9 protein-coding genes are annotated in these 13,086 nt (G+C 54.5%); all 9 read right to left on the bottom strand.

Features of this window, described 5'->3' with window-relative positions; translation table 11 throughout:
- Nucleotides 1-53: 53 nt before the first annotated feature.
- The 9 genes from NST23_RS13330 to NST23_RS13290 all read right to left on the bottom strand — a co-directional run bounded on the left by NST23_RS13330 (nt 54) and on the right by NST23_RS13290 (nt 13,076).
- Nucleotides 54-980, bottom strand: coding sequence for a bile acid:sodium symporter family protein (locus NST23_RS13330; protein WP_173595911.1), 927 nt, complete (start codon nt 978-980; stop codon nt 54-56).
- Between the two features lie 238 nt (nt 981-1,218).
- Nucleotides 1,219-2,787 carry a glutathione ABC transporter substrate-binding protein gene (locus NST23_RS13325; RefSeq protein ID WP_173595910.1) on the bottom strand — a complete coding sequence of 523 codons (1,569 nt, stop codon included), beginning with the start codon at nt 2,785-2,787 and terminating at the stop codon, nt 1,219-1,221.
- A gap of 120 nt (nt 2,788-2,907) precedes the next feature.
- Nucleotides 2,908-3,885, bottom strand: a complete 978-nt coding sequence (gene msrA, locus NST23_RS13320) for a peptide-methionine (S)-S-oxide reductase MsrA (protein WP_173595909.1) — start codon at nt 3,883-3,885, stop codon at nt 2,908-2,910.
- Between the two features lie 148 nt (nt 3,886-4,033).
- Nucleotides 4,034-5,416 carry a M20/M25/M40 family metallo-hydrolase gene (locus NST23_RS13315; RefSeq protein ID WP_242771577.1) on the bottom strand — a complete coding sequence of 461 codons (1,383 nt, stop codon included), beginning with the start codon at nt 5,414-5,416 and terminating at the stop codon, nt 4,034-4,036.
- Nucleotides 5,417-5,475: 59 nt separating this feature from the next.
- The gene (locus tag NST23_RS13310) at nt 5,476-7,500 is read right to left on the bottom strand and encodes a S9 family peptidase (protein WP_242771580.1); all 2,025 of its coding nucleotides are present in this window, start codon (nt 7,498-7,500) and stop codon (nt 5,476-5,478) included.
- Nucleotides 7,501-7,507: 7 nt separating this feature from the next.
- A complete protein-coding gene (locus NST23_RS13305; RefSeq protein WP_242771583.1) occupies nt 7,508-9,301 on the bottom strand; it encodes a S9 family peptidase in 1,794 nt (597 codons plus the stop codon).
- 133 nt (nt 9,302-9,434) lie between these two features.
- Nucleotides 9,435-11,072, bottom strand: a complete 1,638-nt coding sequence (locus NST23_RS13300; protein ID WP_122963384.1) for a peptide ABC transporter substrate-binding protein — start codon at nt 11,070-11,072, stop codon at nt 9,435-9,437.
- Between the two features lie 36 nt (nt 11,073-11,108).
- Nucleotides 11,109-12,056, bottom strand: coding sequence for an ABC transporter ATP-binding protein (locus NST23_RS13295; protein WP_328140451.1), 948 nt, complete (start codon nt 12,054-12,056; stop codon nt 11,109-11,111).
- Nucleotides 12,057-13,076 carry an ABC transporter ATP-binding protein gene (locus NST23_RS13290; RefSeq protein ID WP_173595904.1) on the bottom strand — a complete coding sequence of 340 codons (1,020 nt, stop codon included), beginning with the start codon at nt 13,074-13,076 and terminating at the stop codon, nt 12,057-12,059.
- Nucleotides 13,077-13,086 lie beyond the last annotated feature (10 nt).

Genomic DNA, 13,086 nt, shown 5'->3' with positions numbered 1-13,086 from the left:
CGTGCCATTTTGGCAAAAAATCAGCGCGCCTTTGCCGGGAGGATGCCAGTCGCCTACTCTTCTTTTTTGGCAAAATAGGTGGCGAGCACAGAGCCGGAAAGGTTGTGCCACACGCTGAAGATGGCGCTCGGCACCGCTGCGAGCGGATTGAAGTGAGCCGCCGCCAAAGCCGCGCCCAAACCGGAGTTTTGCATGCCTGTCTCCAACGTCACCGCTTTGCGCTTCGCCAGATTCAAGCCGAACAGCTTGGCGAAAAAATAGCCGAGCACGTAGCCGAGAATATTGTGCAAAATGACGACAGCAAAAATGATCATGCCTGTCTCGACGATTTTACCTTTGTTCAGAGCAACGACAATCGCCACGATCATCACGATAGCAATGGTAGACACGAGCGGCAATGCCTTGGCGCTCGCTTCCGCCTGCTTGCCGAAAAACGCTTTGACGATCACACCGAGTACGATTGGGACAATGACGACCATCACAATATCGAGAAACAGCGACTTCGTATCAATCGCCATCCATTTTCCAGCCAAAAGCGAGATGAGTGCAGGGGTAGCGATCGGGGCGATCAAGGTGGACACAGCCGCGATGGAAACCCCGAGAGCGACATCGCCTTTTGACAAGTACGTCATGACATTGGACGCCGTCCCGCTCGGACAGCAGCCGACCAAAATGACACCAACCGCAATATCCGGCGGAAGCTGCAACGTGATCGCGAGCACAAACGCAAGCGAAGGCATGATCAGGTAGTGACCGACTACGCCGATCAACACATCGACCGGCCTGCGAAACACTTCGCGGAAGTCTTCCGAAGACAAGGTCAGCCCCATTCCGAACATGATGACGCCGAGCAGGAACGAAATGTAGCCTTTTCCGCCGACGAACGCTTCCGGCACAAAAAAGCCGAGAATGGCAAACAAAATTACCCACAACGAGAACGTGCTGCCAACAAACTTGCTGATTCTCTCCACAGTATTCATGTTTCTCTCTCCTGTTTTTCGTTTTATGTCTATTTAAAATATTTTTGATTATACTGCACGTTTTTGCATTGTTCTATGCTTTTCGGCAATTCCGTCTATACCAAAAACCTATACAGCTATAGTCTGAGCCAAACAAGTAAAAAGACGCGCCGTGTACACCAGCGCGTCTGTCCCTTATGATCTTGTTCGTCACCCAAGCACCAGCGAGTGCCGCGCCCGTCCGGCAGCAGTTGTTCGCTTATTTTTGAATGCTGACCTGGTCGAGCATGAGATAGCCAGCCGGACTGATGGAAAAGCCTTGAATGTCGGTGCTGATGACGGCGAGATTTTCCAGATTGCGAATCGGCACCAGCAGCGCATCCTGCATCTCCAGCTCCTGCGCTTTCGCGTAGATGGCGAGACGCTTGGCCGGGTCTGACTCGACTCGTCCGGCTTCGAGCAGCCTGTCCAGCTCCTGGTTGCTGTACTGAAAGCTGTTTCCGGCTCCGCCGCCCATCGTGTGAAACAGGTTGTACTGGTTGTAGTCCGCGTCACCCGTCGCGTTCCCCCAGCCGCTGACGAAAATCTGGTGCGTCCGCGTCTTTTCGATCGTCGTGACGAAATCGGCGTAGCTGACCACATCCATTTTGGCGTCGATCCCGATTCCTTTGAGCTGGGAACGGATGACTTGCGCAACCATGACCCGATCGTTGCGGTCGTAGGTCAGCATATGGATGGAAAAGCCGTTGGGGTATCCTGCTTTGGCGAGCAGCTCGCGCGCCTTGTTCAGGTCGTACGGATAGCTTTGGACGGACGCACTGTAGCCGAATACTTTTGGCCCGAGCGGCGAGTTGGCCTGCGTGCCTACATTGTTGTAGACGCCTTTGATGATGGCTCCTGTTTCGATGGCTGAACTGATAGCCTGTCTGACGCGAATGTCGTTGAGCGGCTCTTGCGCCACATTGAACCCGAGAAACTCGGTTCCCAACGCTTCGCTGCGATACACATGCAAGCGATTCGATGCGGACAGCCGATCGATCTCCTGCACCGGAATCGATTCGGCTACGTGGGCCTCGCCGTTTTCGACCATGGCAATACGCTTCTGATCGTCCGCCACGACGCGAAAAATCACATGATCGATTTTCGGCTTGTCGCCCCAATACTGCTGGTTTTTGTCCAGCACGATCTGATTTCCCGGCTCCCAGGAGCGAAACACAAACGGCCCGGTTCCAACCGGATGCTCCGCCAGCTTGCGCCCGTACTGCTCGATCGCTTTCGGGCTAATCATGCTGCCTTCGTGACTGGCTAATATAGAGAGCAGCGGCGTAAACGGCCGCTCCAAAATAAACTGTACGGTGTACGGATCGACGATTTTGATTTGCTTGATCTTGTCAAACATCGCAGCTCGCGGCGAAGCGATCTTCGGGTCCATGACCCGGTCCAAGGTTCGCTTCACTGCGGTGGCGTCAAACGGTGTGCCATCGTGAAAGAAAACGCCCTGTCGCAGCTTGAACTCCCAGACAAGATCGCTGACTTGCCGCCAGGAGAGGGCGAGCTGCGGCACGATCACCATGTTGGCATCCCGTCTGACCAGCCCTTCGTACACTTTTTGATGGACGACACTCGCGGCATTGATCGTGGAGATGAAGTGCGGATCGAGATTGCCAGCATCGGACATTCTGACAATCGTCAGCGTCCCTCCTTCCACCGCTTTCGCGGGAAGGTCTTCCTTTTCGGCAGGCGGTTCCGTTGCCATGGAACAGGCCGCAAGCATCGTCACGGCGAGCAGCAGTCCAATCAAGCTGGCAAAACGTCTCTTCTGTATCATCGTGGACTCTGTCGCATCCTTTCTTTCGCGAGATATACGCCTATTTTGTACAAAAAGACCGCCTTCCCGAATGATTCACAGAGAACGGCGGCCCGATGCTGGCAACGCGCTAAGGACAGGTCAGTCTTTTTGTTTATCAAACAACGACTTGTACTCGCTGAAGCCCTCTTCTTCCAGCCTGTCTTTCGGAATAAAGCGCAGCGCCGCAGAGTTGATGCAGTAGCGCAAGCCGTTTTCTCCCGGTCCGTCTTCGAACACATGCCCCAGATGCGAGTCTGCGTGCTTGCTGCGCACTTCTGTCCGAATCATGTTGTGGGTCAAATCGAGCTGCTCGGTGACATTCTCGCTGGCCAGCGGTTGGGTAAACGACGGCCAGCCGCAGCCGGAATCGAATTTGTCCAAGGAAGAAAACAACGGCTCGTTCGACACGATATCCACGTAGATGCCTTCCTCTTTGTGATTCCAGAACTCATTGGCAAACGGGCGCTCCGTGCCGCTGTTTTGCGTCACTTCGTACTGAATCGGCGTCAGTACCTGTTTCAGTTCTTCCTGCTTCTTTTTGTCGCGCCATGCTTCCTTCACGAACTTCGCTCTGCCCGACGCCGTCCGGTAATACTGGTAGCGCACAGGGTTTTTCTTGTAATAGTCCTGGTGGTAATCCTCTGCCGGGTAAAACGGCTTGGCAGGCAAAATCAAGGTCGCTATCGGCTTTTGAAAAATGCCGCTTTGCTCCAGTTCCTCACGCGAGCGGATCGCCAGGCGTTCCTGCTCTGGCGTGTGAAAGAAAATCGCCGGGGCGTACGATTGCCCCCGATCGCCGAATTGGCCGCCTGCATCTGTCGGATCGATCTGTCTCCAAAACATCTGCAACAGTTCTTCATACGAGATGAGCGCCGGATCATACGTGATTTGCACGGCTTCATAGTGTCCGGTTGTATCCGAGCACACTTGTTCATAGGTCGGATTTTCGACGTGGCCGCCTGTGTAGCCCGAGACGACCTTGATGATTCCTGGCAGCTTGTCAAACGGACTGACCATGCACCAGAAGCAGCCGCCGGCAAAGGTTGCGGTTTCCCATCGTGAAATTTCGCTGTTCATGCAGTTCGCCTCCTGATCTATACGAAAGCTTCGATACCCTCGATTGTACATGTTTTGCAAAATGAAAGTCCACTCCGTAGCTGCCGCAAAAACAGTTAACCGAAAAAAAAGACCCCGCATCGTGTCGAGGTCTTTGTTGGCAGAGCATTTATTTGGTCAGGGAAAGCGCCTGGGCAAATCCGGAAAGCATCACAACCATGTGGGCGATTCCTTCCTCGAAATCTTTCAGGCGAATCGACTCGTTCGGCGCGTGCACCTTGCAGCCGACCCAGCCTACTCCCGTACTGACAACCGGAAGCTTAAGCTGCTCGCCGAAAATGTACATCGGGCCTGTCCCTGCCGAGTTCGGTGCGAGAACAGGCTCGTTCTCGTAGATGACGCGGGCGGTATCCAGCACATGGGCGACAAACGGATGGTGGAAATCGGAGCGGTACGCTTTTTGCCCGTTGATCATCGTCACCGTAATGTCGTCGTAGCCATGCTTCTTCAGATGCGCCTCGATGCAACGCAAGATGTGCTGCGGGTCTTGTCCCGGCACGAGACGGCAATCCACTTTGGCTCTGGCGTTTTTCGGCAGCACCGTCTTCGCGCCTTCTCCGGTATACCCGCTGTCCAGTCCGCAAATCGTCATCGTCGGGTGGAACACCATCGCCTCGCGCGGGTCCACGCCTTTTGCCTTCGTGATCAGCGGGCGTTTCAGGCCGTACAGTTCTGCCGTCGCTTCCTCGCTGAACGGCAGCTCGGACACGAATTTCTTTTCATCTGCTGTCGGTTCTTCGATGCCGTCGAAAAAGCCTTCGACCAAAATTTCGTTTTGCTCATTTTTCATCGTCGCCAGCGCTTGTACCAGACGCCATGCTGCGTTGTCTACATAAGCGCCGACAGAAGAGTGCATGTCGATGTCCGCGCCTGTGCAGGTCAGCTCCAAATACGCCATGCCTTTGATTCCGGCAACCATGCTGATACGCTCGGATTCGTCTTTTCCGCCAAATTCCCAAATGCACGCATCCGCTGCGAACAGGTCTTTATATTGGCGCAAATACGGTTCCAGGTTCGGACTGCCGATCTCCTCTTCCCCTTCGATCAGGAACTTGATGTTGCACGGCAAGCCGCCCTGCTTTTGCAAAATTTTGATCGCGCTCAGCCGCGCTACGAGGTCGCCTTTGTTGTCGGCTGCGCCGCGTGCGAACAGCTTGCCCTCGATCACAGTCGGCGTGAACGGCTCGGTATGCCACTCGTTGAACGGTTCCGGCGGCTGAACATCGTAATGGTTGTAGTAGAGCAGCGTCTTGCTGGCATCGCCATTGCTGCCTGCTGCAAAAAAAGCATAGACGACGGGGTTGCCGCCAAGATCGTCGAGCACCTTCGTCTCGCCGCCAGCCTCGTGGATCATCTGCACGACGTAGTCGACTGTTTCCGGAATCGCTTTGTGCTGGGCAGAAACGGTGGGGTAACTCAAGTATTGCTTCAGGCGGTCAATCGCCTCCGGGAGTATCTCCTGTACGCAGCCCAATACTTGTTCCTTGTTCATGTTTCGTTCCTCCTCGTGAGCGCTCTTTGGCGGATTTGGATTTGGCATCGATACGACTACTACTGCTGCAAGCTTGGCACTTTTGGCTCCATATACGTCGCGAACCAGTCCTCTGTATACTGCAATCTCAGCACGCGCTGCTCGGGATCTCCGCTGCGGGACAGCTCATGTCCGGCTCCGGGGAAGCGAATGAAGGACACGGGTGCCTTGCCTTGGTGTTTGAGCGTGATGTACAGCTGTTCAGCCTGCTCGATCGGGCAGCGGTGATCCTGTTCCCCGTGCATGATCAGAAGCGGCGTCTCGATGTTTGCGACCAGACGAATCGGCGAATGCTGCCACATTTTCTCCGGATTGGTGAACGGATTGGCCTGAATTTCTTCGGCGCTGAAGTAGTAGCCGATGTCGCTCACGCCGTAAAAGCTCACCCAGTTGCAAATGCTGCGGTCCGTCACACCTGCACGGAATCTGTTCGTCTGCCCTACAATCCAGTTGGTCATCAGGCCGCCGTAGCTTCCGCCTGCCACTCCCAGGCGGGACTCGTCCACGAAATCAAACTGCTGGCACGCGTAGTCGACTGCGCTCATCAGGTCGAGGTAGTCCTTGCCGCCGTAATCTCCGCAGCACGCCTGCATGAAGCGCTCGCCGTACCCGTAGCTGCCGCGCGGATTGGTGTAAAGCACCGCGTAGCCTTTTGCCGCCAAAATCTGAAACTCGTGGAAAAACGTATTGCCGTACATGGAGTGCGGCCCGCCGTGGATTTGCAAGACGAGCGGGTATTTTTCACCTGGCTTGTAACCGACTGGTTTCAGCATCCAGCCGTGCACCTTCCAACCGTCTTGCGCTGCAAATTCGATTTCTTCCGGCACAGCCAGCTCCACATTCGCAAAAAAGTCGCGGTTCAGTTCGGTCAAACGTTGCTCTGCCTTCGTTTCCAGGTTGAAGTGATACAAGTCTCCCGGAATGAGCGGATCACTGATCGCTGCGATCAGCGTCTGCTTTTGCTCGTCAATCGTGAATCCGTACACGTTGCGGTTGCCGCTGACGATGTGCTCTTTTTGTCCGTCCAGAGCTACGCGGTAAATGCCGGAATTGCCGCGCTCGCTTACAATCACGTACAACGCGGTTCCGTCCTCCGTCCAGACCGCTCCTGGAGTCGGGTGGCCCGGCGAGCGCACATCGCCAATCGTCGAATCGCCGATTTGCACGTCCCAATCAGCGGTCACGCAAGTCAGCTCGCCGCTGTCGAGATCGCATGTCCATACTCGCTTTTGCGTTGCGTTCAAGTAAATTCCGTCCGCCAAGCTGCCGATGAACGCGAGCTTTTGGCTGTCAGCAGACCAGGTCGGGTGGGAAAATGTCCCGTTACTGCTCGTCAGCTTCTTCCATTCTCCTCCCGCTGTCGGCAGCAAATACACATCGACCGTGTGCAGCATGTCAGGATTTTCGTTGCGGTTGGCTGTGATCGCCAGCCATTTTCCGTCCGGCGACCAGGAGCCGATCGTATGATGGTAAGGCCCGTCTGTCAGCGCTTTTACTTCTCCCGTTTCCACATGCACGAGGGCGAGTTGCCGTGTTTTTTCGTACAAATAGCCGTAATCGTCCGATTTGTATTTCATCCGCTCGACATGGATTACTTTCGGCACGACTGCTTCTTTTGCTTCGCCTTCCTGATCGTCAAACGTCTCGCCGCGATCCATCAAGGAAGAAAAGACGATAAGCTGTCCATCCGGCGACCAGAGCGGAGTGCTCACCCCTGTTTTGCAGTGCGTCAACTGGCGCGGCTCGCCACCTTTGGCGTCAATCAGCCAAACTTGTGCTGTCCCGGAACGCTTGGAGACGAAAGTGATGCGCGTACCATCCGGCGACCAGCGCGGATACGTGTCACGCACAGCACCGCTCGTCAGTTGCACCGTTTCTCCTGTCTGCAAGTCGCGGACGAACAAGTGGTTGCGATACGCCCGCTCTTCGTCGATCATCGTCTTCACGTAAACAACCGCATCTCCCTGCGGGGAAAGCTGCGGGTCGCTTGCGTACGTCAGTTGATACAAATCTTCTGCTGCGACTTTTCTTTTTTGGCTGTTCATTTGTCACTCACTCCTTTTCACTGTGGACCGTTTTCAAATGCTCCAGGAAAAAGCGGGTAATGCCCTGATTCAGCGTGATGTGGTTGTCCAGTTTTTCGGTAAAGTGGCCTTCGTCTTCGAAAACGTGCAAAGCCACCTGTTGCCCCCGGCCTTGCATGTCTGCCACAAGCTGCTCCGCCTCGCTGACAGGGACCCGGGTATCGTTACGCCCGTGAAAGACGAGCAGTGGTGCCTTGATTTTGGCAGAGTGATTCAGCGGCGCGATTTGTTCGAAGAAATCGTCGTCCTCGCCCAAGTAGCCGTATTCGACTTCACGCAGCTTTCTCCGCCACTCTCCCGTGTTTTTCAGGAAGGTGCCAAAATGCGAGATGCCGACGATATCGACTCCGGCTGCCCACAAATCCGGGTAATGGGTGAGGGCGGCAAGCACCATGAAACCGCCGTAGCTGCGGCCCATAATCCCGATTGCCTGCGGATCGACCGTTTCCTTTTGCGACAAGTCTTTGACCAGCCAGGCGAGGTCGGCGACAGAGTCCATCCGCTTGCGGCGATCGTCGAGTTGCACGTACGTACGGCCATAGCCCATGCTGCCGCGCACGTTCGGTGCCACTACCGTGAAGCCCTGGTTGACCAAATATTGAAAGACCGGGTGGTACTCTGCGCGAATCTGGCTCTCCGGCCCGCCGTGGACGTAGACGACAACCGGACTTTTGCCGGAATGGTTTTTGCTGTAGAGAAAATACGGCACCTCCAGCCCGTCAAAAGAACGGAAGCTGCACAGCTCTGGCTCCACGAGGCTGTCTTGAATTTCTTTTGCCACGCCAACATAAGTCACGCGCTCACTCGATTTTTCCGCAAGCGAATACGTCCAGATGTCGCCGGGCAATGTCGGGCTTTTCAGGGCAAAGGCAAGCTGTTCATCCGAGCGGAACGCGAGTCCGCTGATGACGCCACCCGGGATGTTCTCTGCCATTACTTGACGCTGCTCGGTCAAAGAGTAAAAGCCGAGCGCCGAACGCCCGCCTTCATTGATGGCGAAAGCAAGCACTTCCTCGCTGTGCGAAAGTTTCGCTTCCTCCACGTCCCACTTGTCGATCTGGACGAGCTTTTCCAGTTCGGCGCCATCCAGCGCAAAGCGGCAAAGCGCCATCGTGTTGTCATCGCGATCGGTCACGATGTAGCCGTGTTGTCCGTCACGGGTCAACTGCAACGAGTGAAAGCGCGCTTGCTTGCTGCAAATCGGCAGCTTCCGGGCTTGTCTGGTCTGCAAATCCAACAGGTACAAGGCATTGTCGATATTCGTTTCCTGTACGCTGAAAATCAGCCCTGTGCCGTTCGGCAGCCAGGCAATCGGATCGCAGCGCCCGTCATGACGGTACACTTCCCCGTACTGGCCGCTCTCTACGTCCTGCACAAAAATATCGAAGCAGCGTGGCTCGCGACGGTTGCTCGACCAGGCAATTTTCTCGCTGCAAGGCGACCAGCCGCCGAAATAATGGAAAAATTCGGGCGCATCCGTCAATGGCTTGACGACTGCTCCACCCTCTTTCAACAAAAAAAACTGCTGGCGCTCGTCTCCTTTGTTGTCCATGCCGACAACGGTCTTCGTCCCGCATGGGGAATGGGCGAACTCGACAACCCGGTCAGGCAAAGAAGTCACCTGACGTACGCTCGCGGTTTGCTCATCCCAACTCCACACCTGGGCAATGCCTGTGAGCTTCGTCAAAAAAGTCAGCTCGTTCGTTTTCGGCACCACTTTCAGCTGATAGGCCGACTTGACTTGCAAATAGTCCATAATCATGTGCCATCACCCTTTCCTCGTCATCAAGAAGTGTATGTATAGTGATTCATGGTTGACGAATCGCCAAGAACAGCCAAAAGCAGCTGACTGTTCCGTGTGAAAAGGGAAAAAAGAGGAGAGACTCCTCTTTTTTCTATTTTTTCGTTGCCCAGCGTGCGCTTGGGAATGCATTGACCGGATACGTCAATCCTTCCAAACCTGGTTTTACCAGATAGTTTTGTTGATAGTGGTAGATCGGGATGAACGGCATTTCTTCCATCAAAACAGCCTCTGCTTTGTGCAACAGTTCCATGCGCTTGTTCGGATCTTGCTCCACTTTTGCTGCCATGTTCAGGTCGTCGTACTCTTTGTTTACCCAGCCTGTACGGTTGTTCGGGCTGTCACCCAAGTAGTAATCGAGGTTGAACGCCGGATCGCTGATTTGACCTACCCAGCCCATGCGGCCCATTTGGTAGTTCTTTTGTCTCGTTGTATCGAGGTATACTTTCCACTCTTGGTTGGTCAGCTTCACATCTACACCCAAGTTTTTCTTCAGCATTTCCTGGAGGGCTTGGGCTATTTTTTTGTGGCTTTCATCGGTGTTGTACATAAGTGTTACTTCAGGCAGCGTAGACCAGCCTGCTTCCTGCATGCCTTCTGCCAGCAGTTTTTTCGCTTCTGCCGGATCTTCCTTGAAGTAGTCGCCGCCTTCTTCGCGGAAGTCTTTGCCTGTTGGCGTAATCGCTCCGCGCGGCACCATAGAGTAAGCCGGAGTTTCGCCGCCTTGGCTCACCATTTCGGTCAGTGCTTTGCGATCGATCGCCATAGCGAATGCACGGCGCACTTTTTTGTTGGTGAACGGCTCTTTCGTCACGTTGAACATGTACATGTACGTGCCGTAGTAAGGAACGGATTTGTAGTCAGGGCTTGATTTTTCCTGAGCGAGAATGTCAGATGGCATCTCTTTGTTGAAATCAAGCTCTCCGCTCTTGTACATCTGGTAGGACGTTGTGGCATCGTTCACCATTTTCCAGGTGATCTTCTCCATTTTTACGTCGTCCTTGTTCCAATAATTCTCGTTCTTTTCAATCACCAGTTCGGAGTCATGCTTCCAGGAAACGAGCTTGTAAGCACCGTTGGAAATATACGTCTCGGCATTGGCTGCCCATTTCGGATCGGCTTCCGCCTGCTTTTTGTTGATCGGGTGCCAGTAGCGGGTAGCAAGCATCTTGTCAAAGTAAGAAGTTGGGGCTACCAGTTCGATTTCCAATGTTTTCGCATCGAGAGCCTTGATTCCGACGTCTTCTGCTTTGCCTGTTCCTTTGTTGTACGCTTCTGCTCCCTTAATATAATAGAGGAGATACGCTGTCGTAGAAGCTGTCGCCGGATCGATATGCTTCATGAACGTATAGGCGAAATCTTCTGCGGTTACAGGCTCGCCGTTTGTCCATTTGGCATCGTCGCGCAAAATAAAGGTGTACTTGAGCTTGTCGTCAGACAGCTTCACTTCTTTGGCTACCCCGAGAACCGGATTGCCTTCTTTGTCTTTCGTGTACAAGCCTTCGCCCAAGTGATCCATGATCCAGAACGATGTCGTATCCGTCGAAGTGAGCGGATTCAAATCGGGTGGTTCGGACTTGGCGTTGAATACGACTTCTTGTTTGACGGCAGCAGCAGGAGTGCTGGACGCCGTACCCGGGTTGTTCGTTGCTGTCCCTGAGCTTCCGCCGCAGCCAGCAAGCGCTGGTACTACGAGCGAGACGGACAGGGCAAATGCAGCTAATTTCTTCACAATGGTTCCCCCTGTATATAAAGATATAAAATCGTACTACCTGTAGAGATGGCAGGCGACCCAGTGATTGGGCGCTTGCTCCATCCATTCCGGCACCTGCTCGGCGCACTGCGCCGTTGCTTTCGGGCAACGCGTCCGGAAGACGCAGCCGCTCGGAGCGTTGGCCGGGCTGGGCAAATCGCCTTGCAAAATGATCCGCTCCCGCTTGATCGTAGGATCGGGAATCGGGATAGAAGACAGCAATGCTTGTGTATAAGGATGCAGCGGTTTGGCGTACAGCTCGAAGCTGTCGGCCATTTCCACCATTTTTCCTAAATACATGACGCCAATTTTCGTGGAGATATGCTTGACCATGGACAAGTCGTGGGCGATGAACAAATACGTCAGCCCTTTGTCCTGTTGCAAATCTTCAAGCAAATTGACGACCTGCGCCTGAATCGAGACGTCGAGCGCAGAGATCGGCTCATCGGCGATAATAAATTCCGGTTCGACGGCAAGAGCGCGTGCGATGCCGATCCGCTGCCGCTGCCCGCCGGAAAATTCGTGCGGGAACCGGCTCGCATGCTGCTTGGAGAGGCCCACCAGCTCCAACAGCTCCTTGACGCGGTCTGCGCGATCTTTGCGAGGAAAGCCGTGAATGTCCAGCCCTTCGGCGATAATGTCCAACACCGTCATGCGCGGATTGAGACTGGCCTGCGGGTCCTGGAAGATCATCTGCACGTCGCGGTTGAACTGCGCAGAGTCTTTGCCTTTCAGCTGATGCACATTTTTGCCCTTGAACAACACTTCTCCATCTGTACGGTCGTACAGGCGAATCATCGTCCTGCCGAGCGTAGATTTGCCACAGCCGCTTTCACCCACCAGCCCGAGCGTTTCCCCCCGATTGATCGTAAACGTGACTCCATCCACCGCCTTGAGCTGGATGCCGTTGCCGATCTCGAAGTGTTTTTTTAACCCTGTTACTTCTATTAAAGTGTCTCTCATCTACGTCTGCCTCCCTGCCGCCACGAGTTCATCCAGCTTCGGCGCCCGCGGATCATGCAGCCAGCATGCCGCCTGGTGCGCATTTTCGAACACGGTTGCCTCTGGCATTTGCTGCTCGCAAATATCCATGGCAAACTGGCAACGCGCTGCAAACGGACAGCCTTTTGGCGGGTGGAACAAATCTGGCGGCGATCCGTCAATCGGCACCAGCCGCTCTTTTTCTTCGCCGTCAATTCGCGGCATCGAGCGCATCAGGCCCCATGTGTACGGATGCTTGGGACTCTTGAAAATATCTTCGACTTTTCCCGTCTCTACGACGATTCCTGCGTACATCACGACAGCGCGGTGAGCGATTTCAGCTACGACCCCCAGATCGTGCGTGATCATGACAATGGAAAGCTGTTGCTTTTCTTGCAGTTCTTTCAGCAAGTCCAAAATTTGCGCCTGAATCGTCACATCGAGGGCGGTTGTCGGTTCGTCGGCAATCACCAGCTTCGGATTGTTCGCCAGCGCAATCGCGATGACCACGCGCTGCCGCATTCCGCCGGAAAATTCATGCGGGTATTGATCCACCCGTTTTTCCGGATCGGGAATGCCGACCAGCCGCAGCATTTCCATCGCTTTTTTGCGCGCTTCCTCCTTCGAGACGTGGTGAGTCCGCACAAAGCCTTCGACGATCTGCGTTCCGACCTTCATCGTCGGATTCAGCGCTGTCATCGGGTCTTGAAACACCATCCCGATCTCGGTTCCCCGCAGCGAAAGCAGTTCTTTTTTGCTCAGTCGGGTAATGTCTTGTCCGTCAAAACGAATCTGTCCGTCGACGATCCGGCCCGGCGGATTCGGGATCAGCCCCATGATCGCCTGGGCGGTCACGCTCTTGCCACAGCCGCTCTCTCCGACCACAGCCAGCGTCTCGCCACGATCGACGTGAAACGTGACACCCCTGACCGCCTGTACTTCTCCCCCGTACGTTTTGAAATGAACGCGGAGGTTTTCTACTTGCAGCAAATGCTCTGTCATGTCTGGTTCC

It is taken from the genome of Brevibacillus sp. FSL K6-0770 (genome assembly GCF_038000275.1).
In the GTDB taxonomy this organism is placed as follows: domain Bacteria; phylum Bacillota; class Bacilli; order Brevibacillales; family Brevibacillaceae; genus Brevibacillus; species Brevibacillus parabrevis.
Note: the sequence above shows the minus strand (reverse complement) of the source record. Positions and strands in the feature narration are given on the sequence as shown.

Bases quoted from the DNA above. Each gene is read 5' to 3' on its own strand.
- NST23_RS13330 (WP_173595911.1), bottom strand. From the start codon at position 980: ATGAATACTGTGGAGAGAATCAGCAAGTTTGTTGGCAGCACGTTCTCG.
- NST23_RS13325 (WP_173595910.1), bottom strand. From the start codon at position 2,787: ATGATACAGAAGAGACGTTTTGCCAGCTTGATTGGACTGCTGCTCGCC.
- msrA (WP_173595909.1), bottom strand. From the start codon at position 3,885: ATGAACAGCGAAATTTCACGATGGGAAACCGCAACCTTTGCCGGCGGC.
- NST23_RS13315 (WP_242771577.1), bottom strand. From the start codon at position 5,416: ATGAACAAGGAACAAGTATTGGGCTGCGTACAGGAGATACTCCCGGAG.
- NST23_RS13310 (WP_242771580.1), bottom strand. From the start codon at position 7,500: ATGAACAGCCAAAAAAGAAAAGTCGCAGCAGAAGATTTGTATCAACTG.
- NST23_RS13305 (WP_242771583.1), bottom strand. From the start codon at position 9,301: ATGATTATGGACTATTTGCAAGTCAAGTCGGCCTATCAGCTGAAAGTG.
- NST23_RS13295 (WP_328140451.1), bottom strand. From the start codon at position 12,056: ATGAGAGACACTTTAATAGAAGTAACAGGGTTAAAAAAACACTTCGAG.
- NST23_RS13290 (WP_173595904.1), bottom strand. From the start codon at position 13,076: ATGACAGAGCATTTGCTGCAAGTAGAAAACCTCCGCGTTCATTTCAAA.